Origin of the sequence: Kiloniella majae (assembly GCF_002118315.1) — a bacterium.
Lineage (GTDB): Bacteria > Pseudomonadota > Alphaproteobacteria > Kiloniellales > Kiloniellaceae > Kiloniella > Kiloniella majae.
The window spans coordinates 581,542-606,602 of sequence record NZ_MTSZ01000001.1; the positions used below are offsets into that span (position 1 = coordinate 581,542).

26 protein-coding genes are annotated in these 25,061 nt (G+C 46.4%); 20 read left to right on the forward strand and 6 right to left on the reverse strand.

The genetic code is table 11. From position 1 onward, the window contains the following. The first annotated feature begins 17 nt into the window (after window positions 1-17). The 7 genes from BKB51_RS02765 to BKB51_RS02795 all read left to right on the forward strand — a co-directional run bounded on the left by BKB51_RS02765 (window position 18) and on the right by BKB51_RS02795 (window position 7,344). Window positions 18-737 carry a FadR/GntR family transcriptional regulator gene (locus BKB51_RS02765; protein ID WP_158090124.1) on the forward strand — a complete coding sequence of 240 codons (720 nt, stop codon included), beginning with the start codon at window positions 18-20 and terminating at the stop codon, window positions 735-737. Beyond that, window positions 734-1,993 (forward strand): aminotransferase class I/II-fold pyridoxal phosphate-dependent enzyme, encoded by a 1,260-nt coding sequence (locus BKB51_RS02770; RefSeq protein WP_198946609.1) that lies wholly within the window; start codon window positions 734-736, stop codon window positions 1,991-1,993. Before BKB51_RS02765 ends, BKB51_RS02770 begins: the two co-directional genes overlap by 4 nt. A 39-nt stretch (window positions 1,994-2,032) precedes the next feature. Continuing rightward, window positions 2,033-3,298 (forward strand): ABC transporter substrate-binding protein, encoded by a 1,266-nt coding sequence (locus tag BKB51_RS02775; RefSeq protein ID WP_085899565.1) that lies wholly within the window; start codon window positions 2,033-2,035, stop codon window positions 3,296-3,298. Further along, window positions 3,298-4,260 (forward strand): carbohydrate ABC transporter permease, encoded by a 963-nt coding sequence (locus tag BKB51_RS02780; protein ID WP_085900188.1) that lies wholly within the window; start codon window positions 3,298-3,300, stop codon window positions 4,258-4,260. The genes BKB51_RS02775 and BKB51_RS02780 overlap by 1 nt, the downstream gene beginning before the upstream one ends. A gap of 11 nt (window positions 4,261-4,271) precedes the next feature. Then, entirely contained in the window at window positions 4,272-5,114 is an 843-nt protein-coding gene (locus BKB51_RS02785) for a carbohydrate ABC transporter permease (RefSeq protein ID WP_085899566.1), read from the forward strand. Window positions 5,115-5,137: 23 nt separating this feature from the next. After that, window positions 5,138-6,217, forward strand: a complete 1,080-nt coding sequence (locus BKB51_RS02790) for an ABC transporter ATP-binding protein (RefSeq protein ID WP_085899567.1) — start codon at window positions 5,138-5,140, stop codon at window positions 6,215-6,217. Between the two features lie 122 nt (window positions 6,218-6,339). Beyond that, window positions 6,340-7,344 (forward strand): NAD(P)H-dependent flavin oxidoreductase, encoded by a 1,005-nt coding sequence (locus BKB51_RS02795; RefSeq protein ID WP_085899568.1) that lies wholly within the window; start codon window positions 6,340-6,342, stop codon window positions 7,342-7,344. A gap of 18 nt (window positions 7,345-7,362) precedes the next feature. Here BKB51_RS02795 and BKB51_RS02800 read toward each other — a convergent pair whose 3' ends face one another. The 3 genes from BKB51_RS02800 to BKB51_RS02810 all read right to left on the reverse strand — a co-directional run bounded on the left by BKB51_RS02800 (window position 7,363) and on the right by BKB51_RS02810 (window position 9,576). Then, on the reverse strand, window positions 7,363-7,524 hold the full coding sequence (locus BKB51_RS02800; protein WP_085899569.1) for a DUF1737 domain-containing protein: 162 nt from the start codon (window positions 7,522-7,524) through the stop codon (window positions 7,363-7,365). Window positions 7,525-7,645: 121 nt separating this feature from the next. Beyond that, the gene (locus tag BKB51_RS02805; protein WP_085899570.1) at window positions 7,646-8,422 is read right to left on the reverse strand and encodes a substrate-binding periplasmic protein; all 777 of its coding nucleotides are present in this window, start codon (window positions 8,420-8,422) and stop codon (window positions 7,646-7,648) included. A 242-nt stretch (window positions 8,423-8,664) separates the two neighbouring features. Continuing rightward, on the reverse strand, window positions 8,665-9,576 hold the full coding sequence (locus BKB51_RS02810) for a substrate-binding periplasmic protein (RefSeq protein ID WP_085899571.1): 912 nt from the start codon (window positions 9,574-9,576) through the stop codon (window positions 8,665-8,667). A gap of 642 nt (window positions 9,577-10,218) precedes the next feature. On the opposite strand from BKB51_RS02810, the gene BKB51_RS02815 reads away from it, so the two are divergent. Continuing rightward, complete coding sequence (locus BKB51_RS02815; protein WP_085899572.1) at window positions 10,219-10,671, forward strand: PAS domain-containing protein; 453 nt, start codon at window positions 10,219-10,221, stop codon at window positions 10,669-10,671. Window positions 10,672-10,754: 83 nt separating this feature from the next. On the opposite strand, the gene BKB51_RS02820 is transcribed toward BKB51_RS02815, so the two are convergent. Together BKB51_RS02820 and BKB51_RS02825 are read right to left on the reverse strand one after the other, a co-directional pair. Then, the gene (locus BKB51_RS02820) at window positions 10,755-11,639 is read right to left on the reverse strand and encodes a tetratricopeptide repeat protein (RefSeq protein ID WP_085899573.1); all 885 of its coding nucleotides are present in this window, start codon (window positions 11,637-11,639) and stop codon (window positions 10,755-10,757) included. A gap of 51 nt (window positions 11,640-11,690) precedes the next feature. Beyond that, window positions 11,691-12,854 (reverse strand): Fic family protein, encoded by a 1,164-nt coding sequence (locus BKB51_RS02825; RefSeq protein WP_085899574.1) that lies wholly within the window; start codon window positions 12,852-12,854, stop codon window positions 11,691-11,693. A 247-nt stretch (window positions 12,855-13,101) separates the two neighbouring features. Here BKB51_RS02825 and BKB51_RS02830 point away from each other — a divergent pair, with 247 nt between their 5' ends. Together BKB51_RS02830 and BKB51_RS02835 are read left to right on the forward strand one after the other, a co-directional pair. Continuing rightward, complete coding sequence (locus BKB51_RS02830) at window positions 13,102-13,377, forward strand: hypothetical protein (protein WP_085899575.1); 276 nt, start codon at window positions 13,102-13,104, stop codon at window positions 13,375-13,377. Window positions 13,378-13,470: 93 nt separating this feature from the next. Then, window positions 13,471-14,367 carry a class I SAM-dependent methyltransferase gene (locus BKB51_RS02835; RefSeq protein WP_085899576.1) on the forward strand — a complete coding sequence of 299 codons (897 nt, stop codon included), beginning with the start codon at window positions 13,471-13,473 and terminating at the stop codon, window positions 14,365-14,367. Between the two features lie 140 nt (window positions 14,368-14,507). On the opposite strand, the gene BKB51_RS02840 is transcribed toward BKB51_RS02835, so the two are convergent. Continuing rightward, a complete protein-coding gene (locus BKB51_RS02840; RefSeq protein WP_047762982.1) occupies window positions 14,508-14,693 on the reverse strand; it encodes a hypothetical protein in 186 nt (61 codons plus the stop codon). Between the two features lie 589 nt (window positions 14,694-15,282). Between BKB51_RS02840 and BKB51_RS02850 the strand changes: the two genes are divergently transcribed. From BKB51_RS02850 to BKB51_RS02895, 10 genes are all read left to right on the forward strand, one after another. Beyond that, on the forward strand, window positions 15,283-16,233 hold the full coding sequence (locus tag BKB51_RS02850; protein WP_085899578.1) for a sterol desaturase family protein: 951 nt from the start codon (window positions 15,283-15,285) through the stop codon (window positions 16,231-16,233). A 174-nt stretch (window positions 16,234-16,407) separates the two neighbouring features. Next, window positions 16,408-17,091 carry a winged helix-turn-helix domain-containing protein gene (locus tag BKB51_RS02855; protein WP_085899579.1) on the forward strand — a complete coding sequence of 228 codons (684 nt, stop codon included), beginning with the start codon at window positions 16,408-16,410 and terminating at the stop codon, window positions 17,089-17,091. Between the two features lie 28 nt (window positions 17,092-17,119). Further along, window positions 17,120-18,430, forward strand: a complete 1,311-nt coding sequence (locus BKB51_RS02860) for a sensor histidine kinase (protein WP_085899580.1) — start codon at window positions 17,120-17,122, stop codon at window positions 18,428-18,430. Between the two features lie 131 nt (window positions 18,431-18,561). Further along, window positions 18,562-19,809, forward strand: coding sequence for an NAD(P)/FAD-dependent oxidoreductase (locus tag BKB51_RS02865; protein WP_085899581.1), 1,248 nt, complete (start codon window positions 18,562-18,564; stop codon window positions 19,807-19,809). Beyond that, entirely contained in the window at window positions 19,800-20,624 is an 825-nt protein-coding gene (locus BKB51_RS02870; protein WP_085899582.1) for a DUF1365 domain-containing protein, read from the forward strand. Before BKB51_RS02865 ends, BKB51_RS02870 begins: the two co-directional genes overlap by 10 nt. A gap of 114 nt (window positions 20,625-20,738) precedes the next feature. Then, window positions 20,739-21,899 carry an SAM-dependent methyltransferase gene (locus BKB51_RS02875; protein WP_085899583.1) on the forward strand — a complete coding sequence of 387 codons (1,161 nt, stop codon included), beginning with the start codon at window positions 20,739-20,741 and terminating at the stop codon, window positions 21,897-21,899. Then, on the forward strand, window positions 21,892-22,464 hold the full coding sequence (locus BKB51_RS02880) for a chalcone isomerase family protein (protein ID WP_198946610.1): 573 nt from the start codon (window positions 21,892-21,894) through the stop codon (window positions 22,462-22,464). Before BKB51_RS02875 ends, BKB51_RS02880 begins: the two co-directional genes overlap by 8 nt. Next, on the forward strand, window positions 22,461-23,777 hold the full coding sequence (locus tag BKB51_RS02885) for an MFS transporter (protein ID WP_085899584.1): 1,317 nt from the start codon (window positions 22,461-22,463) through the stop codon (window positions 23,775-23,777). Before BKB51_RS02880 ends, BKB51_RS02885 begins: the two co-directional genes overlap by 4 nt. Further along, on the forward strand, window positions 23,725-24,264 hold the full coding sequence (locus tag BKB51_RS02890; protein WP_198946611.1) for a DUF3833 domain-containing protein: 540 nt from the start codon (window positions 23,725-23,727) through the stop codon (window positions 24,262-24,264). Before BKB51_RS02885 ends, BKB51_RS02890 begins: the two co-directional genes overlap by 53 nt. Further along, complete coding sequence (locus tag BKB51_RS02895) at window positions 24,261-25,013, forward strand: SDR family NAD(P)-dependent oxidoreductase (protein ID WP_085899585.1); 753 nt, start codon at window positions 24,261-24,263, stop codon at window positions 25,011-25,013. Before BKB51_RS02890 ends, BKB51_RS02895 begins: the two co-directional genes overlap by 4 nt. Window positions 25,014-25,061: the final 48 nt, after the last annotated feature.

The window sequence follows — 25,061 nt, forward strand, 5'->3', positions numbered from 1 at the left end:
TTTTAATGGAGCGGATTTTGTCCCCTAGCGTTACCCCCCATACAGAACAAGATCCCAAAATATCGCGGACCCATGACGCCCGGATACTGGATGATCTGGCCCAGCTAATCGCAGACGAGCACATAAAACCGGGGGATAAGCTACCGCCTGAGCGAACACTGACAGCCCGCTTAGGTGTTGGCCGCTCGACCATACGCGAAGCTCTCACACGGTGGGAAGCCCTCGGCATGGTCGAGCGGCGTCAAGGCAGCGGTACGTACTTGATCACGCCTATTGAACCCACCTCTCCCCATGTTCCTATTGCTCTAAAAGTCGAGGCTGAAAGCCTGATCAGAACCATCGAAGTTCGTAAGGTTCTTGAGTGCGAAGCAATCGCCCTTGCCGCAGTCAATCGAACCGAAAAACAAATGGACGAAATTCGAAACTGTTGGCAAACCCTGAAAGATGCCCACGAAAAATTCGGCCCATCCCATGACGAAGACGTCGAATTCCACAGCGCCATAATGCGGGCCAGTGGCAACCCACTCTTCAATCAGATTGTTAACCAATTACAAGAAGCAATGCGGGTAGTTTACACCCGAAAACCACTCGGCAATGAACATATCGGGGACACGTCTTTCCCTCTTCATTACGACCTGTTGCTTGCGTTGGAAGCCAAAGATCCCGACGCAGCGCGCGAGACAATCAAGGATATTATTGAGATCACTGAAAACGAAGTCAGAGAGTTTTTGAAATGAACGAGAAAATCAATCAAAACTCTTTGGCTAAACCCACGGTAAGTGAAAACGATTTACCTGATCACCACGCTTTGGCTGGCAAGCATTCACCTGAAAACTCTGCGGATTTTATGCCTGACACGTTGTTAGCACATGATCCCGCATGGGCCGATAACGCAATGGTTCCCCCTATCGTCCAAAGCAGCCTTTTTACCTTTAAAAACTACAATGAAATGGTTGCTCGTTTCAAAGGTGAAAGTGACAGCAATATCTATTCGCGCATATCAAACCCGACCGTCAGGGCGTTTGAAGAGAAAATGGCCCTGATGGAAAAGGGGGACGAGGCTTTGGCTTTCGCCAGTGGGATGGCCGCAATTTCAGCCGCCGTCCTTGCCCACGTTCAGACTGGCGACCGTATTTTGTGTGTGCGCCATGTTTACCCCGATGCCTATCGCTTGTTTCAAGGTTTCATGCCCCGTTACGGGGTTCATACCGATTATGTTGACGGCACTGATTTAGCAGCAATCGAGGCCAAGTTGTCAGGTGCAAAGATCTTGTATCTGGAAAACCCGACAACCATGACCTTTGAAACACAGGATTTGGCCGCAATCGCCAAACTGGCCAAGGCCTATGGCGTCATAACGATTATAGATAATTCCTACGCAACCCCGATCAACCAGACGCCCTTGACCCATGGTATTGATATTGTTGTTCATTCCGCATCAAAATATATCTCAGGTCACAGCGATACTGTTGCCGGGGTACTGGTCGCCAATTCAAAAATCATAGAACATATTCGTAGTGTGGTCGTGCCCTATATGGGCGGCAAACTCGGCCCCTTTGAAGCCTGGTTACTTTTGCGAGGCATGCGTACCCTTTCGATCCGCATGGCCAGACATGCGCAAAGTGCCCAGATTTTAATCGATGATCTAAAATCACACCCCGCGATCACCAAAGTACTAACCGCGAACTATGAACAAAGTGCCAGCCTCAAAGCCACGTCTGGCCTATTTTCCATAGATCTGGACCCACAGATTAATATTCCTCGTTTTGTCGATAACCTGAAACTGTTTCATCTGGGCGTTAGCTGGGGCGGGCACGAAAGCCTCGTCATCCCCGCAAAGGCATCTTTGGAACAGGCAGGCACACATACGTCAATGCGAGATTTCGGTATCCCCGAGACCATGGTTCGTTTGAACATTGGTCTCGAGGATGTGCAAGACCTGAAAGCAGATCTTCACTCTGCTCTCAAACTGGCGGACGAGAGAAAATTGTAAGAACCCCGCCACCGTCGCCTTAACAACAGGGAGTCTAATATGAAAAAAATAATAAATGCAATGGTTCTGGGCGTTACCGTGTTATCTGGTTCGGCCTATGCTGATACCACCTTGAACCTTGTCGAAGTTATCACAAGTCCAAAACGGACAGAGCTTCTCAAACAACAGGTTGCGGCCTTTGAAGCTGCGAACCCCGGCACAACAGTTGAAATAACGTCTCTTCCTTGGGGGCAAGCCTTTGAAAAGCTGGCAACGATGGTCAGTTCTGGTCAGGCACCAGATGTTGTTGAAATGCCCGATAAATGGATGGGTGTTTATGGCAACGCCAATCAATTGGAAAACTTGGAAAGTTATTACAAAGACTGGGATCACGCCGCGACATTATCAGACAAAGCACAAAACATGGGGCGTCTTGTTGGTGGTGATCTTTATCAGATCCCTTATGGTTTTTACCTGCGCGCGATGTTCTACAACAAAACACTTTTTAAACAAGCTGGCATAGAACAGACACCTCATACAATTGAAGAATTCAAAGAAGCAGCCCGTAAAGTATCCGAGCTTGATGGCAAATACGGCTATTGCTTGCGGGGCAGCAAAGGCGGCCACGGCGGCTGGTTGATGTTCTCTTCCATTATGAACGGTTCTGCAGATTTCTTTGACAGCAACGGAAAAAGCACCATCGACAGCGAAGGCTCTAAACAAGGTCTTTCCCTGCTAGTTGATATCTATAAAAACGGCTGGGCCCCGAAAGACAGTGTGAACTGGGGTTTCAATGAAATTGTCGCAGGTTTCTATTCCAACACCTGTGCCATGCTTGATCAGGATCCCGATGCTCTTATTGCCATCGCGGATAAAATGTCCTCGGAGGAATTTGGCGTTATCCCAATGCCTGTTGGTCCCAGTGGCAAGTCCTACCCCGTTATCGGTTTTGCTGGCTGGTCCATGTTCTCTAGCTCGGAAAACAAGGATCAATCCTGGAAGCTTATTTCCCATCTGACCAAGCCGGAAAGCAATGTTGACTGGGCACAGTTTGTCGGCGTCATTCCTGTGCACAAAGGGGCCGAGCAAGATCAGCACTTTTCAAGCGAACAGTTTGCCGGTTGGTTTGAAGAGCTGAACAAACCTGAATATGAACCACTGGTCTTCCCCCATCATCTGAAACAGTTTGGTTACTTTGCTGACGTCAAACTGATCGAAGGCGGTCAGGAACTGTTGCTCGGCACCCGCTCTGTCGACGAAGTCGCCGCAGAATGGAGTGAATACCTGACTGAAGCACAGACTGAATGGTTGGAAAACAAGAAATAATGTCCAGCTCCGCTTCTACATCAGGCCCGGTGATCTCATCGGGCCTGACACCCCCACCAACTACGCATAGAAAAAGATCCTTCAAACGTCTGGCGGAGCCCTATTTCTATCTTAGTCCAGCCCTTATGCTCTTGGCGCTGGTGATGATCCTGCCGCTTGTGGTTGGTCTTTCCTATGCCTATCAAAATATCGAACTGCTGAATCCCTTTGATCGCGGCTGGGTTGGCTTCAAACACTTCATCGCGCTGGAAAGTGATCGCGTTTTCTGGTTAGCGTTGAAAAATACCTTTGTCTGGACTTTCGGATCACTTGGGTTGCAATTCATTTTTGGCCTTGGTCTGGCACTGTTACTTAATCAGGCATTCTATGGACGCAAGTTGATCCAGGCACTGGTACTTCTGCCATGGGCGGTACCAACGTTCCTTTCCGGTTTGAACTGGGCATGGCTGTTCAACCCGGTTATCAGCCCAATCCCACATTGGCTGGCCGCTCTCGGCATTCTGAACGAACCCTATAACATTCTTGCCGATCCTGAATTGGCAATCATCGGACCTATCGTTGCAAACGTCTGGTTTGGTATTCCCTTTTTTGCCATTACCCTTATGGCGGGGCTTCAATCTATCCCAAAAGACCTGTACGAGGCCGCCGTCATTGATGGCGCAACGCTGTGGCAGCAATTCACACGTATAACCCTGCCCCTGCTTGCCCCCATTATTGCCATTACCCTTTTGCTCAGGACCGTATGGATTGCCAATTTTGCCGATCTTATTGTGGTCATGACAAATGGCGGCCCCGCAAATTCCAGCCAGACCATAGCCTCTTATATTTTCTCAACAGCCTACAAGAAACTGGATTTTGGCTATGCCTCTGCTGTTGCAACGGTATTGCTTTTACTGCTGATCATCTATGCCGCACTTCTGTTTGGTATGCGGAAAAAGCTTCTGGAAAATTCAGGTAACTAGGAACCGGGTACATGACTGCTTACACAATCAACAGAAGACTTTGGTCAACCGGACGTTATCTGGCCCTGTCACTATACGTCCTCTTTGCCCTCTTCCCGCTTTTTTGGTTGTTCAGAGTTTCGATATCACCAACAAAACTGCTCTACACCGAGGGTACATCCTTGTGGCCGTCAATGGTTACAATTGAAAACTATCTGATTGTCTTGCAAGACACATCCTTTCCGACCTATTTCCTCAATAGCGTCACGGTTTCCTTGGGAACAGCCCTGTGCACAACCTTGATTGCCTCTGCAGCAGGATACGCCTTTTCCCGTTTCAAGTTCAAAGGCAAAGCTATTATCGCCTTTTTGCTTTTGCTCACCCAGATGTTTCCGCTGGTGATGGTCATCGCCCCGATCTATCGCCTGATGCAGCCCTTGGGGCTGACCGATAGCCTGACAGGATTGATTGTCGTATACACTGCTTTTAATACGCCTTTTGCGACCTTCCTGATGCAGTCATTTTTTGATGCTGTTCCCAAAGATCTTGAAGATGCCGCCATGATTGATGGCTGTACCCGTTTCCAGGCATTGATCAGGATCGTTTTACCCCTGACCCTGCCCGGTATGATGGCAACCCTCGGCTTTATCTTTACCGCTGCGTGGAGCGAATTGCTCTTTGCCCTGATGCTGATCAATAGCGAAAGCCAGGTTACCTTCCCTGTCGGGTTGCTCAATTTTATCTCAAAGTTCTCTGTGGACTGGGGACAAATGATGGCCGCTGGCTTTCTGGCCCTTATACCAGCCTGTATTTTCTTTGCTCTCATTCAAAAATACCTCGTCACAGGCATGACTGCCGGCGCAGTCAAAGGTTAAAACATTTAACAGGAGTACCGATAATGTCGGCAGTTACATTAAATAACTTTAGCAAGTCCTATGGCAAAATGTCTGTCTTGTCCGGTATTGATCTGACCATTAACAGCGGCGAGTTCATTGCTTTGGTCGGGCCATCGGGCTGTGGTAAATCCACCCTGTTACGGATGATCGCCGGATTGGAAGAAATTACAGGCGGCAATATAGAAATCGGGGATAGAACAGTTACCGACCTTGCCCCAAAAGATCGTAACATAGCCATGGTCTTTCAATCTTACGCGCTCTACCCACACCTGAGCGTACGCTCAAACATGGGCTTTAGCCTAAAGCTCAGAAAGGTTGCCACTGAAAAGATCACGTCTGCGATCAATAGTGCATCGACAATGCTTGGTCTGGATCAGCTTCTTGAACGCCTTCCAAAAGCATTGTCCGGTGGGCAACGCCAGCGTGTTGCCATGGGGCGGGCAATCGTCCGACGTCCCGATGTGTTTTTGTTTGACGAGCCCCTGTCTAATCTGGATGCAAAACTTCGGGTGCAAATGCGCTCGGAAATCAAAAGCCTTCATCAGGATATAAAAACCACGTCGATCTACGTTACTCATGATCAGATCGAAGCCATGACCATGGCCGATCGCATTGTTGTTATGAACAAAGGTAATATAGAACAGGCGGGCGCCCCGCTAGATATCTATGACAGGCCAGAAAGTAAATTTGTTGCCGGGTTCATCGGCTCCCCCGCCATGAATTTTTTCACCGCAGAATACAAACCGAATGGTTCGGATGGTTTCATTAATATCAACGATGAGTGCACCATCCCCCTTCCCAAGCTCAGGACCTTACAACAAGGAACTGTAGAATGCGGCATCAGGCCGGAACACCTGAGCCTGTCAAAAGAAAAGAAAACGGGTCATAGCATAAAGGTCACCGTTGATGTGGTCGAGCCAACAGGCTTGGCAACGATCGTGTATCTAAGCTTTGGCGATCAGAAAATATGTTTTTATACCAGCGATCGCCCTGATATAGGACCGGGAGATACAGTCTATCTTCAGCTTTCGGAAAACAAGTTGCATCTATTCGATGTAAATACCGGCAAAAGACTGAATTAACCTTCCTTTACCCAGTTAAGGTACCCAGTTGAGGTTGTGCTTGAATTATTTTTTGCACAGTTTCTTTTCTTTCACTACCGTAGCTTTGACAATATTGGAAACCAGATGCAGAAGCGATAGAAATGGCCTCGCAACCTAACACACGTCCAAAGATCAGAACCCGGTTGACCGACTTACTTGGCATTGAACACCCCATTCTTTGTGGCGGGTTGATGCATTTGGCTGATGCGAACTATGTTGCGGCTGTGGTAAATGCCGGGACCATGGGGTTTATTTCTGCATTGACCTTTCCCGACCCCAAACAGCTTCAGGACGAAATCCAGAAATGCCGGGATCTCTCCGGCGGTAAATCCTTCGGGGTAAACCTCTATATATCTCCCCGACAGGACGCCAATGACCGACTGGAAAAACTGCTGACAGTGGTACGGGATGAAAACGTTGCGGTGGTCGAAACGGCTGGCGGCAATCCCGGCCCTATCATCCCCTTCATGAAAGAAGCCGGGATCAAAGTCATTCATAAAGTTCCGGCCGTTCGCTTTGCCCTTTCTGCTGAACGTGCAGGTGTCGATGCAATCAGTCTGGTCGGGGCTGAGTGTGGTGGGCACCCCGGCTACATGATGGTCGGGTCAATGGTTCAAGCTGCTGACGGGCCGCAAAAACTATCTGTTCCCGTCATTCTCGGCGGTGGCATTGGTCACGGCAGTCAGCTAACAGCGGCCCTTGCCATGGGATGCGACGGCATTCTGATGGGGACCCGGATGCTGGTTTCCAGTGAGCTCCAAGCCCACAAAGACTATAAACAGCGCGTAGCCGAAGGCACCGGATTGGACAGCATCGTGGTTCAAAGCAAATTGAAGAACCACCACCGGGTTCTGGATAATCAAACAGCACAGGCAGTCCTCGCGCTGGAAAATCAGGGCAAGGAAACTTACGAAGATTACACGCATCTGCTCAATGGCAAGCTCGCAAAAGAAGCCTACACATCCGGCAATACGGATCAGGGATTACTCGATTACGGACAAAGTGCCTGTTTTGCCAATGCCATTGAGTCCGTAGAGACAATTATCACCCAATTTATGGATGAAGCATTCACTGCCAAGGGCCGGATATTAAAGCTAGATTTTTAGGGTTTCGAGATAAAGAACTCAATCCCGCTTGATCATAGGTTGGTAAAAATAGGGAAAACCTTCATCATCTCTATTGATAATCAAACTACCGCACACGTCCCATCCCTCATTGAGCAAGGAAGTCACTTTTTCATTGAGATCTTCGCGACTGTGTTCCAGAACCAGTTCATATTTCTTCATCTGAAATCCATATCCCTTTTCGGTATTGGTTTTATCTGACCTTTGTTAAGCATGCACCAGAAAGATTAAAAGGTTCTGAAAATTTGCAATTAACAGGTTTCAGGCATTGACTTGATATGCCCTAACTTTGTGGAATAATCATATCCTGTTGAATAATTGCGTTGAGCTTCTTTAACAGATCTGGAGACAGACTGTTTTTACCCAACATGATATGCACAGGTCCCAACTCCACCTTGACGTTTTCATGGGGAATAACAACACCTTCCAGGCCATCGGCCTTAATCCGCGCTTTACCTGTTTCCTTATCAACAAGAAACCCATCTACACGATCACTGATCAACATCTGGAAATTTTCACCACCTATCGCCTGAAAAACCCGGTCTTTAAATTTCGGATTTTCCATCAGCGTCAAATATTCTTCACCGTAATAGGCATTCCGTGAGACACCCAGCCTAAAGGATGAGCCGATAATATCTTTCAAACTCGTAAAATGGTCAAAGTCGTGCTGGTTGGCCAGCATGAAAAGCCAGACGGTTTCATTTCGATACGGCGCACTAAAGTTGGCGTATTTACGGCGCTCTTCTGTATTGGACATGCCCAAAAGTACGTCCAAACGTCCCTCTTCCAACGCTTTCAATAAACGTGCCCACGGCTTGGAGACATATTTCAGATCACAACCCAAAGCGCCGAGATATTTTTCCGCAGCGCTGATATCAACCCCTACAGGTTGAGTATCGTCACCGTTTTTGCCGACCATCTGATAGGGGGGCCAGTCAATCCACCCCACTGTAAGCTCTCCACAAGCCTCTTCGGCCTGTACAGACGACGCAAAAGTCAAGATTAAACCAGCTAAAACACCAGCAAAACCTCTTGCACCCAGCTTCTGCCCCCAAATCATTTCACACCCCTTTTCCAAAGAAATTCGGCTATTCCTTTGAATACGTTACATTTTACAAGCATTAACAGTGATATTGCGCCCGGCAATACCTTGTGATCAAGTGTTTATGTTTTAGAGAAGTAGTTTTAAGAAGCAGTTAACCGAAGTGTCTCTTTTTATTAAAAAATTATGTAAATAAAACTATATCAATACTGTGATTTCAAAATCCCAGAGTTCAAGTTATACAACTCAAACTCTGGAGCTCAAATTCTGGAACATCGACCAGGTATCGCCTCTGTACCCTCATATTGCACCTTACTGTCTTTCACTTCAGGCTCACTCGCATGCGGCAATGAGTTTTTTTGCCGCTGATCCAGCAAAGAAGATACCAGATGGTATTTCGCCATTATGGCAACCCATTCAGCATCTCGTTTCATAGAAACCACAACATCATTCAAAAACTTTTTAAGTCTTGGCATATAGCCATTAATCAATATCTGACGGGCAAAGATACTCTGTTTTCTTTCCCCCAGATGGATCTGATCCTCAAGACCAATTTCTTTGATCAAATATCTGGCAGAAGACTGAGATAAGATCCCCACATCGACACGATGATGAGAAACCAAACGAAGTAAAGCACGCTCATCCGGTACATTTGTGCGTTTCAATCGCCCCCTGCGCACACCTTCATCCACGCCTCTATAACGATACCCCAAAAGCCCACCGATCAGCTTGTCATCCAAGCTAGAGAGATCACTGACTTCGACGGGATTATTGCTGGCAGAGATAAACACATTCTCATCGTTCATAAGGGGATCAGTCCAACGATAGCGGTATGAATAGGGCCCCTGAAACTCTTGGGTAGAAGCCCAGGGAACAATAACTTTCCGGCCAAGTTCCAGTTCTCTTTCCAGACGCTTTTTCGGCAAGTGTGTGAGGACAAAATGATAGCGTCCCACTCCCTTACGGTTTAAATACGTTACGAGATCATAACTCAGGCCTCGTTGGGGACCGATAACAAAGGGCGGTGTTTTGTGATAATTATAAACGTTGACAGTTGTTACTCTTGCCTCTGTTGATAGAGCATTTAACGGCCACAGAGAACCAACTGCAAGAACAACAGAAAAGGCTACAAACACTTGATAAAAGAACAACGCACGCACAAGGTATAACATAACGAACACCTATCGCTTGTTTACCCCCCATTTCCGCATGCAACCACTTAGTTATACCATGCAAGACATCAAGCCTGAACCCGCAAAACATGTAAATTATTGTTTTCACGCTTAGCAAAAGTTGCAAAAAAATTCATAAACCTTCCGGCTACTCTACATACCTCGATCGAGTAACTGTTTTGCTCAGCTCAAACAGTTACTTAAAACAACCCACAAAACATAACTAAAAAATTATCTTTATTTATGTGCCAGAATAACAATTCGTCACTATTCACGATCAATTCACGCAGGCAAAGAAAATATCCCTTGGGAAGACTCCGCCCATCATCAGGTCAATCAAATGCCTATAGCTCTCAATATATACTCTTCACGTATAGACACAGCGTGTACAAGAACACCATAGAGATCACAGTCAGAAACCCAGGCATTCTGCCAAATATCACGATATTATGAACGTAAAACAGATTTTACCTTTTCTTATTCATGGCCCGAAAGGTATAAGCTGCCACTCAAACAAGCAGAATTAAGCAAAGGCAAAATGCTTTATTCACACATTTCATGGCAGAATAATATTGCACGATTACATGTGAAATAGCGCCGTGACGAAATCATGTTTAGTACGAACACTGGATAAGAGCTAGCGTGGCAGAAATACGCCGAGATCTGGAAGAAAGCATTAATCATCCCGCCATCAAAAGGTTCCTTGAGCTTTGTGATAAGGCAAGCGGTGACCGTGCGATGTCCTTACCCCTGATCCAAAGCCGACCTTTTGTCAGCTACTGGCCAACGCTCATCCTTAATCGCTGGCACGAAGATAAAAAAGATTTCCTCTATAGCTTTTGGGGATCAAAATTATCCGCTGTCTATGGAATGGATCTAACGGGAAAATATATTCTTCGCGGAGAATTCAAAGAGACCGAGACTATATTCTGGACGGCCCATAAAGATGTCATTACCGACCTCAAACCAGTTTACCTGAACACCAGCATTCACTGGCTCGATAAAGAGCACAAGACATTTAACGCCGTGATTATTCCCATGGAACGCGACGGAAAAATAACCGAGACTATCGCCTACGTCGCCTTTGATGGGTGAGCTATTTTTCGTGAATTATATAAATCACCACAAGGCATAACGACATACGGTTCAAAGGTTGGAGAAAATCAAAATTCCCGACTTTAATAATACTCGCTATACATCTGACAGCTTGATGAAATGCAGGCTTTGAGGGCCGCTGTCGTTGCCTCGTTTGCAATGCCATCTACGGCGCCAGAATAGTATCCCTTTTCGCTGAGCCAGTTTTGATCGCTCTCGATGCGTTCCTGCCCACCGACTTCCTGTGCTTTCAAATAGGCTTTAAGAGCTTCTTCCCACTGTCCATCTTCCACATAGGCAGCAGCCAGTGTATCCCATATTTCATAGTCATCTGGGTCGAGTTCCACAGCCCTTTTTGCAAAGCCAATGGCCTCTTTGCCATTTCGTGCAGCCTGGTCCGGATTGATAGCAAGAAGCCACGCCAGTGAATTCAATGCGTAGGAATCCTTGGGATTAAGGCGGACCGCAGCTCTGTAATCCAGAATGGCCATATCAAGTTGATCTCGATCAGAAAAAATACCGGCCCGATAATAGTAAGCATCTGCATTGCGCGGATCCCTGAAAATTACCGAATTATAATCTTCCAAAGCCAGATCATAGTTATCAAGATCACTATAGGCGGATGCTCTTTCAAGGTAATTGGATACCCGCTTGGGGTCATAAGAAATTGCCTGCGTCAAATCCGCAACCGCAGCCTCATACTGCCCGTCCTCAATCTGCGCTAGCGCCCGCAGCCGATAGACAATCCCATACCCTTTGTCCGGCAAATCACCGGAATGGATAAGCCAACTACAAGCCTCAACCCGCAATGCCGCCGAAGCATCCGGATTATTGCAATGTTTGGATTGCGTTTGAAAACTCTGCGCAAAACCCAGATGAGGCCAGAGAATAAAGTAAGACAATACAAAAGCGCACCAGGTTGGTTGCCAGAAAATCCGCCCCATTAGCTGCTTAAACAACCGCATCATTTTTCGCTTTTCTCCATATTACCTGTTTGAGCTATTATTAAAGACGCCAGCTTACAGTGGTTCAGTTCCCTTGTTTAACAAGGATATAAATTGATCATACATAAAGACTTTGTTTCGATCTTTCCCTGTAATCTCCTTAACAATTCCCAAATCCTCCAAAGCTTTCAGGCTTCTTAGAACAGTAGGCAACGAAACTTCTAGCGCTGTCTTAATTTTGCGTGTTGTCGTAACAGGATGGCTTTGCAGATAATAATGAATGGCCAGTACAGCAGCCGTCGATTTCCCTGAATTGTGAATGGTATCTTTATCCTGAGCAAACAGAGCGACAATTGCCTGCGCTGTTTCTGATGCCTGCTCTGCCGTTTCAATAACTCCGGTTAAAAAGAATTCAATCCATCTTTCCCAATCACCAGTTTCCCGCACTAACTGTAATAGTTCATAATAACGCTGGCGATGGGTTTTAAGATACAAGCTCAAATATAGAAGTGGCTGCCTTAAAACACCTTCGTGACACAGAATAAATGTGATTAACAGCCGCCCTAACCGTCCGTTCCCGTCCAGAAAGGGGTGTATGGTTTCAAATTGAACATGAGCCAACGCAGCTTTTACAAGAGCTGGTAACTTGACCGCCGGGTCATGCAAAAAAGTCTCAAACGTGTTTAAGTTGTCCATCAAATATTCCGGTGGTGGGGGCACAAAAGTTGCCGTACCGGGGCTGACACCGCCAAGCCAGTTTTGTGATGAACGGAACTCTCCCGGTTGTTTGTTTCCGCCGCGAGCATTATTCATCAGCTTTTCGTGGATTTCCTTAATCAAGCGAAGAGAAAGCGGAAAATCTTTCATTCTCTCCAGGCCATAATTCATTGCAGCGACATAACAGGAAACTTCTGTTACATCATCAATAGGTGCACCGGGGGCTTCCTCTGATTCAAACAGAAGCAAATCAGACAGCGAAGATTGCGTTCCCTCAATCTGAGAAGATAAAACAGCTTCTTTTCTGATATACATATACAAAAAAAGCGATGCATCAGGCAGCACGAGGCTCATACCATCCAAACGTCCCATCGCCGTACTGGCCTGATCTAGTAAAGGAAATAAATTAGTCATATCCAGCGGCGGCACTGGCGGCAGAGGTTTAGGGACATAAGCATGATAATTTTCCCCGGCCACAGCCGATCCCTTAACGAAGTGACCAACTCTGGATTTTTTGTCCATCCGCATACCTAACTAAAATTTTCAGCCATTTTTGTGAGTTGTTGAATGTAACTAACATCAATGAGAGCTACAAGCCCACAACTAACAAAATACGGCTTTTTTGTTAGTTGTTTAAATTTAACTAACACAGATGATAGCAGAAATAAATCAGCGCAAGAATAAGCGCCAACTTGCTAGTAACTGGACCTTTGTTCTGAGCCCCCATACTATAAGAAGGCAACCATACATAATAACAAAAGGCAGAGGTATGACACAGGCAACAAACGAACTTCTAATCTCATTAACCACACTCATTCTCGCAGGTTCTGTTATTGTCGTTCTGATTATCGGGCATCTTAATCGTAAAAGCGGCAAAGACGGGGAAACCCGGGGGATTGGCTGGCAGTTTATCCGCTACACTGTGCTGAGTATTGCCTTGCCGATTGTTGCTATCCTTGCGCTCAACGGCGCGTTGGAAGGCGAAGCAGCCACTATTATTGCCGGGGCGCTGGGCTATGCTTTTGGCAAAAAGGATGATAGCTAAGGTACGCGTACCCTTGATTTATAATTGATTTTACAGCTTATTTTCTATTCCCTGCCATCAACTATACAGCTTTCATCCCGAGAACATCTTTTCATGACAAAAACAAATAGCCTCGCTGGCGCAGCGTTTAAACAAACTGAAATAGAGGACTGGGAACGTGCTGCTTCTGACTGGCACAGATGGATGCCCGTGGTGAACGATTTCCTGAGCGTCGCTACAGAAATCATGCTGGATCAAGCAGGCGTAGAAACAGGACACCACGTTCTGGATATTGCCGCTGGTGATGGCAGTCAGTCACTTATAGCCGCAAAGCTGGTTGGTGAAACAGGGTCCGTTCTTGCCACGGATATTTCGCCCGCCTTTATCAAAATTTCTAAGGAAATCGCACAGGCAAGGGATGTCAAGAACATCGCTACCGAAGTAATGGACGCAGAAAACCTTGCCCTGATAGATAACAGCTTTGATGCCGTCATTTCACGTCTGGGTATGATGTTCCTGCCCGATCCTCTCAGGGGTTTACAGGAAATCCATCGCGTCCTGAAACCATCAGGGTCCTTTGCCGCCGTTGTCTTTACCACAGCTGATAAAAGCCCGTTCTTTACGATACCGCCACAAGTTATCCGGGATCGATTAAACCTGCCAAACCCATCAGATATGTCACCCGCCCCAAAAACACATCAGCCCGGCCCCTTCGCTCTGGGCACGCCGGATTTATTTGCAGATCTCTTTTCTCAGGCCGGGTTTATCAATATCGAACAGGAAATCATAGAAGCTCCTTTGCGATTTAAAACGACAGAAGATTTTGTCCAATGGCGCCGTGATATTGCCGTCTCCCTACAAAGGATGTTGGCAGGACAAGATACAGAAATACAGGAAAAGATATGGCAAGACGTGACCGAAGCCATGCGCCAATTTGAGGCCAATGACGGTTTTGAGACCCCTAGTGAACTCCTGATCTGTTCGGGGCAAAAGCCATCTGTCCAGAAATGAAAAACCCCCGCGCCTTTAAGCCGGGGGTTTCTTTAACGCCTGTCCTTTTGGATAAGCGTTTGCGTATTCATACAGTTTATAGAACGTGTTCTAGCAACACCGCTCTCACCGTATTACTACAGCATTTTTTACTGTATTCTTTACTGTGGAATAATGTCACGTACGAGGCGTGGATCCAGATTGTTCAGGATCTTGGCAACACGGCGTTCCTGACGTTTTGCTTTATGAGCAACAATCGCGTCTGAAACAGCGGTTTTAACAAGAGCAACGATGCCTTCTTTAAAGAAAGAGACGGGTTGTGCAACATTTACTGACACATGTGCCATAGTCTTAATCCTAATCAAGGGCCCGGTTCCGCAAATCCCGACAGCCAAGTTGTTTTTACTGAATCCTAGGTACGCTCAGTTAATCAAATCGACAATTGAAATTTCTTCATTCTGGCTATGCGTTTTGAGCATGGAACACCCCTTTAAAGCCCCTATTGATAAGGGTTTTGTCGCGTTTAAGATAAATGAGTGTCGCAAGTAAAGTTTATGGCCAAATTGCCATATTTCCCCGTGTTTCTTTTTGCAATAAAAATTTTCTGTTCCGGCCTTATTTGACGTCGTAATTAGCATAAAAATGACGTGATTTTTACACTCTGTATTTATAGCATCACGGCTCCAAATATTTTGAGCCATTTCTAAAAACATAAACACACCGAGTCTTCTCAAGAACATCCCTGTTCGAGAGTTTAACCAAGGAGGCTTCGCTCCCGCCTCACTGGGCATTTCGACATGGAGTAAGAAGCCACATAGAGTAGAAAATCTATTTATGTCAGCCCCTTTTTTAGAGTACCATCACGATAATTGTAGATTTACGCCACTTGATATATACAAAGCGGAATCAAAACTTAAGATTAAGTAGTGGGGACAAATGGCGATTGAAAATGCAACAGCCAACGAGGGCTTGGGAAGAAAAATACTATCAAGAACAGCATGGCCTGTGCTTCTTGTCTTTTGCATTTGTACTACAGCTTATGGATTTGCCATTGATCGTCCGGTGATCGTCTTTAACCTGACCTATCTGGCCTTGGCAATTGCGCTCTTTTTGCTGGAACGCAAAATGCCCTTCGAGCAGACGTGGTTGGAAAACGATGGACAGACCTTTGCCAATATCGCCCATACCCTGACAAGTAAAGGGCTTGTCCAAGGCTTGGTGACCTTTAGTGGTGTCATTGGCATTACCGCCTATATTACGCCGATGCAGGGCGAAGGTTATGGTATCTGGCCACGCGACTGGCCGCTGGCTATTCAGGTGATCATGACGCTTGTTGCCGCTGAATTCGGTCTCTATTGGGCGCACAGAATTTCCCATGAGTGGAAACCGCTTTGGAAATTCCATGCCATCCACCATTCCGTCACAAGACTGTGGATCGTCAACACCGGACGTTTCCACTTTATTGATTCCCTGCTGTCCATTATACTGGGCATCAGTATTCCTCTCGCCCTGGGCGCACCGTTAGAAGCAATCACGTGGCTATCCGCCATAACCGCCTATATCGGTATGTTGACACATTGTAACGTGGACATGCGCTTTGGCCTGCTTTCCATGGTCTTCAACACCCCCGGTCTGCACCGCTGGCACCACAGTAAAAAGATTATCGAAGGGAACAGAAACTACGGCGAAAATCTGATGGTTTGGGACATGGTTTTTGGCACGTGGATCAATCCTGATCGCCGCCCCCCAGCCAAAATTGGCATAACAGAAGAAATGCCCGCAAGCTTCCCGGCCCAGCTGGTCTGGCCCTTCAAAGAGATCAAGGAACTGGATCAAGAAGGCTGGACCACCCTGATCTCGGAAGAAAATACAAAGCCCAAAATTTAAGCCAGAAACAGATATTCAGAAGCAGATAGAAAAAGTCAGAATATCAATATTGAGTCATCAACCTCAGGAATATTAATCTCGTAAAAGAAAAATAAAGCCTGATCGGATTAAATAGGGTATGTTTAAATTCCAGGAATAATCACTTTTATTACAAACAGGTAGCAGTTCCTCTATATGCGCATTCTCTACGTAGAAGATGATCAGGAAGTCCTGAACTATATCAGCAACGGCCTCAAGCAAGAGGGGCATAATCTGGATACCGCAGACAACGGCAAAGACGGGCTGTTTCTGGCGACGACTGAAAATTATGACGTCATTATCGTTGATCGTATGCTACCGGAACTGGATGGCCTGACCATTATCAGAACATTGCGTGGTACTGATAATCACACCCCAGTTTTAATCCTCAGCGCACTTGGCGAAGTCGATGACCGGGTGAAGGGACTTAGATCCGGTGGCGACGACTATCTGGTAAAGCCCTTTGCCTTTGCCGAACTGCTTGCCAGAATAGAGGTCTTAGGCAAACGTAATGGCCCCCAGGGAAACCAGCAAGAAACGCGTTTAACCGCACAGGATCTTGAGGTGGATTTACTCTCTCGCAAGGTCAAGCGTGGCGGAGAGGCCATAGAACTGCAATCCCGTGAATTTCGACTGCTGGAATATTTGCTAAAGCACAAGGGGCAGGTTGTAACCCGGACCATGTTGCTGGAAAACGTATGGGATTACCATTTTGACCCGCAGACAAATGTGATCGACGTGCATATCAGCCGCCTTAGAGGTAAGGTCGATAAGGATTTTGATGTTTCACTGATAAAGACAATACGTGGTGCCGGATATATCATCGAAGACAACCCATAGATCTTACGCCCGCAGCTCAAGCTTTCAGATGGCCGTTCTGTTTCTCATGCTCTGTGGGACAGCGGTTATCATACTCGGTTATTTCAGCTACTATTTTACCCGTGGGCATTTTGTCCATGGCACCGAAGCCATCATCGACACCGACTTGAGTTACGTATCTCAGTGGCAAGACCCTATCCGTATTGCCAGCGCTTTGGACAGGCCTGATCGGGTTTACCTGCTCCTGTCACCGGATGGAAAAAAGATTGTCGGAAACCTTGATGAGTTGCCAGAAACAGTTTCTCTTCTTGCCGAAGGAACTCTGACTTTTTCGATACCGGTCGCTTCTGAGGCCAACAGTCCGGACACCGAAAAGGATTATGCCGCAAAGATATATACCTATCCCAATAAAAACCGTTTGCTGATAGGTGTCGACATCACACCCGTAACAAGTGATTACAAACTGATGCAATGGCTGAGCTTCCTCAGCATCGGCTTTATGGTTCTTGTTATCATCACCAGCTATCTGATCAGCCGTTTTGTCGCGACCAACACCAACCGTATTGCTCTTACGGCAAAACAGATTATAGAAACCGGGGATCTTTCTCAGCGCATAGAACTAACATCCCGCTGGGATGATCTTAGCTATATGGCAGGGGTTATCAACGATCTTCTCGATCGCATCCAACTGCTGATGCGGGGGATCAGGCAGGTATCGGATAACATTGCCCATGACCTGCGGACTCCGTTAACCCGCCTGCACCACAATCTGGAAGACCTGCGCTCGCAAGATCATATCGCTCAAAACCAACAAGCTTATGAAACTGTCGATAAACTGGTCAATGAAACAGATCAGATGCAGCGCACGTTTAATGCTCTCTTGCGCATATCCCGAATTGAATCAGGCAAACAACATTCCGCTTTCGAACCGCTTGAACTGGGTGAGTTACTCCAAGATGTCATTGAGCTCTATGAGCCTCTCCTTGAAGAGAAATCCATCACACTGAAGAAGGATTTCGAAACTCTTGTCTTACAGGGTGACAGGAACCTGTTATTTCAGGCTTTTGGCAACCTGATGGATAACGCGGTTAAGTTCACCCCGACCGGGGGCAGGATCGACCTCGGCCTTCACAAACAGGGAACAGAGACCGTCTTTGTCATTGAAGATAATGGCCCCGGCGTTCCCTCGACAGATCTGGAAAAAATATTCGAACGCTTCTACCGCGCAGAAAGCAGCAGACATACCCCCGGCAGTGGGTTGGGTCTTAGCCTCGTCGGGGCTGTTACTGATTTACATAAGGGACATATATCAGCAGAAAACGGTGAAAAAGGCCTGCGCCTAACCATCCGCTTTTCATGAAATCAAACACACCCATCAAGAAATCCACTATCAGTTAAACCAGCAAAGGATAAAACAAACCATTTCGTTCATTACCATTTTGTAATGTTCAGGACAGAAAGAGGTAAGACGGGATAGCTGATTGTAATCATATGAAAATAGCAATCATTGGCTCAGGTATTTCCGGTCTGGGAGCAGCATATTTGTTGCATCCCCATCATAACATTACCGTTTATGAAAAAGGGAACTATCTGGGGGGACATAGCCGTACGATCGACATCTCTCCCAAAGGGACGCGAACTCCTGTGGATACGGGATTCATAGTTTTCAACCACAAAAATTATTATCACCTGACCCGTCTGTTCAAGCACCTGAATGTGCCGACAATAGAAAGCGATATGTCTTTTGGTGCCTCTATTCAGGACGGCTGGCTGGAATATGGTAGCAAAGGTATGTTCGCGCAAAGGCGAAACCTGTTGCGGCCCAGATACTGGAAAATGATTTGGGATATTCTGAGCTTTAATAAAAAAGCCCTGCCCTATCTAGAAAAGAATAAAGATGCTTCATTGGAACAGTGCCTGAATGATCTTAATCTTGGCGATTGGTTCAAACGTTATTACCTACAAGCCATGGGTGCTGCCATCTGGAGTTGCTCAGTCGAAACCATTCTCAAATTCCCTGCCCGCACCTTTATTCGCTTCTTCGACAATCATGGCCTCTTAAGTGTTAATCAACATCCCCAGTGGTATACGGTAAAGGGCGGAAGCCGGGAATACGTACAGCGCTTAAGTACCAGCTTCTCAGATCATATAAGACTGAATTGTGGTGTCGTCTCTGTCAAAAGAGAAAAGGGAAAGGTTCAGGTATTGGACGATCAGGGCACGAATGAAATCTATGATCAGGTTGTTTTTGCCTGCCACGCCGACCAAGCCCTCAAAATGTTGCACAACCCGACCGAAGACGAACAACGTATTCTTGGAAACTTCACCTATCAAAAAAATACGGTTGTTGTTCATGGGGACACCAGCTTTATGCCACGTAAAAAAGGGTCATGGGCAAGCTGGGTTTATCTGTCCGAACAACAGGACGATCAAAGCGAAAGTGTTTCCCTCAGTTACTGGATGAACAATCTTCAAGACATTGATCACGATAATCCCGTCATCATTACGCTAAACCCCGGTAGACGCCCTGCCGGTCATCTTGTTTATGATGAGAATGAATTCGAGCACCCCGTTTTTACAAAAGAAGCTGTCGACGCCCAGGAACAGATCAGCACTATTCAGGGTGAAAACAATCTATGGTTCTGTGGAGCCTATCAACAATATGGATTTCACGAAGATGGGCTGGCAAGTGCCGTCAGGGTTGCGCAACAGATTGGAGTATCAATTCCATGGGAATAGCGCCCAAACGCCTTCCGAAACTTTTAAATGCCAAAGTTTTTCACAAGCGCTTTTCTCCAAAGGTGAACAACTTTACCTATGGCATCTATTACTATTGCCTACCGCTTTCACAACTCTCCCCCACGAGTACCAATCTGGAATTTCCTATAAATAAAAAAGGATTGGTGAGTTTCTATGAAAAAGATCATGGAAAAAAAGATGGCAGTTGCCTGAGATCGTGGGCCAGAGAATTACTTGAACGATTTGGAGTAACACAAGCTGATGGTGAAATCATGCTTGTAGCTATGCCGCGTATTCTTGGATATGTCTTCAATCCCGTAAGTTTCTGGCTTTGCCTTGATCAGGATGAAAAGCTTCGCGCCGTTATTTGCGAGGTAAACAATACATTTGGTGAAACCCACTGCTATCTATGCAAACACGAAGATGGCCGCCCCATTGAAGCAAACGACACGCTACAGACAAAAAAGCTGTTTCATGTATCTCCTTTTATAGAACGCGAAGGGCATTACGAATTCCGCTTCAATTTCAAAGTAAACCACTTTGCCGTCTGTATTGACCTTTTCAATGCCAGTGGAGAAAAAACCTTGGCAACGTCCCTGTGCGGCAAGTTATCCCCCCTGACAAAAGCGGCTGTAACCAAGGCCTTCTGGCAACACCCGCTGGTTACCTTCAAGGCTATTTATCTTATCCACTGGCAAGCAATCAAACTGATCGTAAAAGGTATAAAACACCTGACGAAACCCGACCAAAAGTCAGAAAAATTCAGTGTAACCAATAACCTTACTAAAAGTTCCAGTAACCTTACTAAAAGTTAATGTACACGTAATGTAGGGGTTATTTTCACCCCCGTATTCTGTAACCATCACAAAAGAAAAACCGTTTTAAGCGACCCAAAACAATTAACGAAACCCAACGAGGCCTGATAAAAAATGTTTGGACTAAAAGCATCATCACAACTGTTCAAAAGTCTAGATAGTCTCCAATATGGTTCTCTCGCCCTAACAACGCCAGATGGTCAAGTTCGTATTTTCGAAGGCAAACAACCCGGTATCAAGGCCAAGATGGAAATGCATGACTGGCGTGTGGTCACAAATCTGGCTGCACGCGGTGATGTCGGCTTTGCCGAAGATTATCGCCAAGGACACTGGGAAACAAATAACCTGCCCAACCTCATCGCTTTGGGACTACAAAACGATCAGGCATTCAGACGCTTTGTTTTTGGCAGCCGTATCTTTCAAACCTTTTCCCGCCTGACCTACCTCTTTCGTTTAAATACCCTGCAGGGCAGCAAAAGAAACATCCATGCCCACTATGACCTAGGGAATGATTTTTATAAGCTTTGGCTTGATCCCACCATGACCTATTCTTCTGGTTTGTACCTGAACGAAACAGATGATTTGGAACAGGCGCAAAACAACAAATATGATCGACTGTTAAACAAACTGGATCGAAAATCCGGATCACTTCTGGAAATTGGTTGTGGTTGGGGCGGTTTTGCAGAACGGGCCGCCAACCAGGGCGATTTCGACATAAAGGGCATCACCTTGTCGAACGAGCAACATCACTATGCTAGCTCTCGTTTGGGTGCGCGCGCCAAAATCGCCCTTGAAGATTACAGACATCAACAAGACAAATTTGACCATATCGTTTCCATTGAAATGTTTGAAGCAGTCGGTGAACGCTACTGGTCCACCTATTTTGACAAAGTCAAATCATTGCTGAGCAAAGACGGCAAAGCAATGATACAGACGATCACAATCGACGACAGCCGTTTTGAAAAGTACCGTCGCGGCGGTGATGTTATCCGCAGCTATATATTCCCTGGCGGCATGCTCCCCAGTCCCAGCAAGTTTAGACAAGAAGCAGCCAAATCAGGGCTTGTTGTCAACGAAGAGTTCCACTTTGGTCAGGATTACGCCCGTACACTCGAAGAATGGTTACATCGCTTTGACAGCCAGCGAAACAACATCAAAGCACAAGGCTTTGATGACAGTTTCATTCGCCTGTGGCGGTTTTATCTGGCGGCCTGTATTGCAGGTTTTTCAACCGGACGCACCAGCGTCATGCACGCAGAGTTGCGCCATGCGTAAAAGATATATTGCACCACGCTTCCTGTCGCGTCATTTGTCACTTGCCATATGCTTGACTTTGTCTCTGGTTTTAGCAAGCCATATTGCAATGTCCTCACCAGCCGCAGGCAATGATCTCGTCGCCCAGCATGTTCCCTCTGCTCAGGCCGTTGGCAAAGGTCGGCTGTCTATCTTGTTCTGGGATGTTTATGACGCTGAATTACTGGCCCCCAATGGTCAATGGAGTGCAGAAAAACCTTTTGCGCTGAGCTTGACCTATCTGAGGGACATTGATGGTCGAGACATTGCCGACAAGTCCGCAGAAGAAATTCGCAGCCTTGGGTTTGACGACGAAGTCAAGCTTGCGGCCTGGCATAACCAGATGCTCAACATCTTTCCGGATGTCAAAGAAGGCACCAACCTGACCGGGATCTATGCGGGAAATGGTGAAAGCATTTTCTTTCATAAAAACAAAGAGATTGGCCGGATAAGCGACCCAGATTTCGGGCATTATTTTTTTGATATCTGGCTCAATACAAAAACCAGTGCCCCGCAATTACGAGCAAAGCTTTTGGGGCAATCATGACCGATAACAATACCATCTCGAGAAAAAGCCTGTTCCAATATAGCTTTCTGGCAATTCCGCTGGCCTTTGCCGGATTGCCACTCTATATCCACGTGCCGGATTTTTATGCCACAACAATGGGGCTTTCTTTATCCGGGATTGGTATTGTCATTATTCTTGTACGGGTTTTTGACGCTGTTCAAGACCCCTTGATCGGTGTCTTTTCCGATCTCTACAACGACAAGCGACCTTTAATCATATTCATCGCCAGCCTTCTTATGGCGCTTGGATTTTTCATGCTCTTTCATCCTCAAAAAAGCATGGGGCTAGCAGGTTTGGCAATAAGTCTGGTTCTCGCGACAACCGCCTATAGTATTATGATCATCAACCTTAATGCTTTGGGCAGTACCTGGAGCCAGAACGGGGTTCAAAAAAACCGTATTACTTCATGGCGGGAAGCTTTTGGATTGATCGGTCTGATTATTGCCGCAGTTCTTCCGGGAATTATCACCTTTAATGAATATTCCTATGTGTTGATCCTCTTTCTTGTTCTCGGGTTTTCGGTTTTTATAATCTGGAATAAAGAGCACAAAAAGTATGATGCCCTTGTAAACTTGCGGAACAGAAACAACAAAGAATCAATCAACCTGAACGAATTGCTTCTGCCATCCAACAAATGGTTCTTCGGGATTTATTTTATCAGCACGTTGGCCTCTGCTATTCCCGCGGTTCTCATGGTTTTCTTCACACGGGATCTGTTGGGAGCAGAACAGTACACAGGTGCTTTTCTGCTGGTCTATTTTCTGTCCGGTGCTTGCGGTATGTCGGTTTGGTTGACCATCGCCAAACGATCCTCAAAGCTTTTTTCCTGGGCAATTGCCATGCTGCTTGCCGCCACAACTTTTGTCTGGGCCTTTTTCTTACAACCCGATGATATCTGGCAATTTGCAGTAATCTGCATTCTTTCCGGAATTGCCCTTGGCGGTGAACTATCACTTCCTCCTGCAATTCTGTCAGAACTAATCGACGCACAGGATAAAACGCGAAATACATCCTTTCTGTTTTCCATCCTTGCTTTCCTGTCTAAAACGGCGCTGGCCCTGGGCAGTGGTATTGCCTTCCTGATATTGGGAGCGACATCTTTTTCACCAGCAACACAAAATGATAGCGAGGCACTTTTGGCCCTCAGTTTCACCTATGCACTGGCCCCCTGCATCATCAAAGTATGTGCAGCTTTGGGGCTTCTTTCGTGGATTCGAAAATTAAAACAAAGGGAAGATCATGCGTATTCTTCTGGTTCTAACTCTTCTTTTGGGGGGCAGCATGATGCTTAGCGGTTGTTCCGGTCCTTCACTCAAACACTATGAAAATTCCGAACCGACAATGGATTTACAGGAATACTTTACCGGTCCAATCAAGGCTTGGGGACTGGTACAAAACCGTAAAGGTGAAGTGGTCAGACGCTTTGATGTGGTTATGCACGGATCCTGGGATGGTGATACAGGTACATTGGAAGAAACCTTTGCCTATTACGACGGCGAAACACAGGACAGAACCTGGACCATTAAACGCCTGGCATCAGGTCGTTACGAAGGGACAGCCGCCGATATCCTGGGTAAAGCCGATGGTCAGGTTACCGGTAGTGCCATGCGCTGGGCCTATCAAATGGATCTGCCCGTTGGTGACACGACCTACAAAATCACCTTTGACGACTGGATGTTTCGAATGAATGACGGCATTCTCATCAATCGGTCCTATCTCAAGAAATTTGGGTTTACGGTTGGCGAACTGACACTCTTCATGCAAAAGCAGGACGGATGATTAAAAGCTTCAAAGGGGCACATATCTGGATTTTAGGGGCCAGTAGCGGCATAGGACTGGCGCTGGCCCGCGAGCTTTCAGATGCGGGGGCTATTCTTGCCCTCTCGTCTCGCCGCCGCCCGGAACTGAACGACATTAACGAAGCCTTGGGTGGGCAGCATCTTGTTGTCCCCTGTGATGTCAGTGATGCCGCTTCCATAGAAGAAGCTTGTAACAAGATCACAAAACACTTCCCCAGGATTGATAGCGCAATCTACATGGCGGGCTATTATAACCCGACCAAATTTGAAGACATTGAAATCCAAGAGGTGCGGAAAACCATTGATGTAAATCTAACCGGTGCTTTTGTTTTCAGCACGCATATCCTGAAAGTTCTACGCAAACAGGACAAAGGACAAATAGCCCTTTGCGCCAGTGTCGCTGGTTATAGAGGACTGCCCAACGGTCAACCCTACAGCGCGACCAAAGCCGCTATCATCAACATGGCTGAAAGCCTACGCATAGAGAACAAAAACCCCGCCATCGACATAAAAGTCATCAATCCCGGCTTTGTCCGAACCCCCATGACGGATAAAAATCCGTTCAAAATGCCGATGATTATAGAACCTGAAAACGCAGCCAAAGCCATTGCTTCTGGCCTGCAAAGCCGAGCTTTTGAAATTCACTTCCCCAAAAAATTCACTTATTTCCTCAAGCTTCTTAGAATACTACCGAGCTGGATTTATTTTAGACTGATGAAAGATCAATAACACGCGTTATCATAAGCTTTGCTGGCGCATAATTTATTTGGACAAGCT

What these genes read in the sequence shown, in the direction of transcription:
- BKB51_RS02770 (WP_198946609.1), top strand. Translation starts at nt 734, where the DNA reads ATGAACGAGAAAATCAATCAAAACTCTTTGGCTAAACCCACGGTAAGT.
- BKB51_RS02775 (WP_085899565.1), top strand. Translation starts at nt 2,033, where the DNA reads ATGAAAAAAATAATAAATGCAATGGTTCTGGGCGTTACCGTGTTATCT.
- BKB51_RS02780 (WP_085900188.1), top strand. Translation starts at nt 3,298, where the DNA reads ATGTCCAGCTCCGCTTCTACATCAGGCCCGGTGATCTCATCGGGCCTG.
- BKB51_RS02785 (WP_085899566.1), top strand. Translation starts at nt 4,272, where the DNA reads ATGACTGCTTACACAATCAACAGAAGACTTTGGTCAACCGGACGTTAT.
- BKB51_RS02790 (WP_085899567.1), top strand. Translation starts at nt 5,138, where the DNA reads ATGTCGGCAGTTACATTAAATAACTTTAGCAAGTCCTATGGCAAAATG.
- BKB51_RS02795 (WP_085899568.1), top strand. Translation starts at nt 6,340, where the DNA reads ATGGCCTCGCAACCTAACACACGTCCAAAGATCAGAACCCGGTTGACC.
- BKB51_RS02800 (WP_085899569.1), bottom strand. Translation starts at nt 7,524, where the DNA reads ATGAAGAAATATGAACTGGTTCTGGAACACAGTCGCGAAGATCTCAAT.
- BKB51_RS02805 (WP_085899570.1), bottom strand. Translation starts at nt 8,422, where the DNA reads ATGATTTGGGGGCAGAAGCTGGGTGCAAGAGGTTTTGCTGGTGTTTTA.
- BKB51_RS02810 (WP_085899571.1), bottom strand. Translation starts at nt 9,576, where the DNA reads ATGTTATACCTTGTGCGTGCGTTGTTCTTTTATCAAGTGTTTGTAGCC.
- BKB51_RS02820 (WP_085899573.1), bottom strand. Translation starts at nt 11,639, where the DNA reads ATGATGCGGTTGTTTAAGCAGCTAATGGGGCGGATTTTCTGGCAACCA.
- BKB51_RS02825 (WP_085899574.1), bottom strand. Translation starts at nt 12,854, where the DNA reads ATGGACAAAAAATCCAGAGTTGGTCACTTCGTTAAGGGATCGGCTGTG.
- BKB51_RS02830 (WP_085899575.1), top strand. Translation starts at nt 13,102, where the DNA reads ATGACACAGGCAACAAACGAACTTCTAATCTCATTAACCACACTCATT.
- BKB51_RS02835 (WP_085899576.1), top strand. Translation starts at nt 13,471, where the DNA reads ATGACAAAAACAAATAGCCTCGCTGGCGCAGCGTTTAAACAAACTGAA.
- BKB51_RS02840 (WP_047762982.1), bottom strand. Translation starts at nt 14,693, where the DNA reads ATGGCACATGTGTCAGTAAATGTTGCACAACCCGTCTCTTTCTTTAAA.
- BKB51_RS02850 (WP_085899578.1), top strand. Translation starts at nt 15,283, where the DNA reads ATGGCGATTGAAAATGCAACAGCCAACGAGGGCTTGGGAAGAAAAATA.
- BKB51_RS02855 (WP_085899579.1), top strand. Translation starts at nt 16,408, where the DNA reads ATGCGCATTCTCTACGTAGAAGATGATCAGGAAGTCCTGAACTATATC.
- BKB51_RS02860 (WP_085899580.1), top strand. Translation starts at nt 17,120, where the DNA reads ATGGCCGTTCTGTTTCTCATGCTCTGTGGGACAGCGGTTATCATACTC.
- BKB51_RS02865 (WP_085899581.1), top strand. Translation starts at nt 18,562, where the DNA reads ATGAAAATAGCAATCATTGGCTCAGGTATTTCCGGTCTGGGAGCAGCA.
- BKB51_RS02870 (WP_085899582.1), top strand. Translation starts at nt 19,800, where the DNA reads ATGGGAATAGCGCCCAAACGCCTTCCGAAACTTTTAAATGCCAAAGTT.
- BKB51_RS02875 (WP_085899583.1), top strand. Translation starts at nt 20,739, where the DNA reads ATGTTTGGACTAAAAGCATCATCACAACTGTTCAAAAGTCTAGATAGT.
- BKB51_RS02880 (WP_198946610.1), top strand. Translation starts at nt 21,892, where the DNA reads ATGCGTAAAAGATATATTGCACCACGCTTCCTGTCGCGTCATTTGTCA.
- BKB51_RS02885 (WP_085899584.1), top strand. Translation starts at nt 22,461, where the DNA reads ATGACCGATAACAATACCATCTCGAGAAAAAGCCTGTTCCAATATAGC.
- BKB51_RS02890 (WP_198946611.1), top strand. Translation starts at nt 23,725, where the DNA reads ATGCGTATTCTTCTGGTTCTAACTCTTCTTTTGGGGGGCAGCATGATG.
- BKB51_RS02895 (WP_085899585.1), top strand. Translation starts at nt 24,261, where the DNA reads ATGATTAAAAGCTTCAAAGGGGCACATATCTGGATTTTAGGGGCCAGT.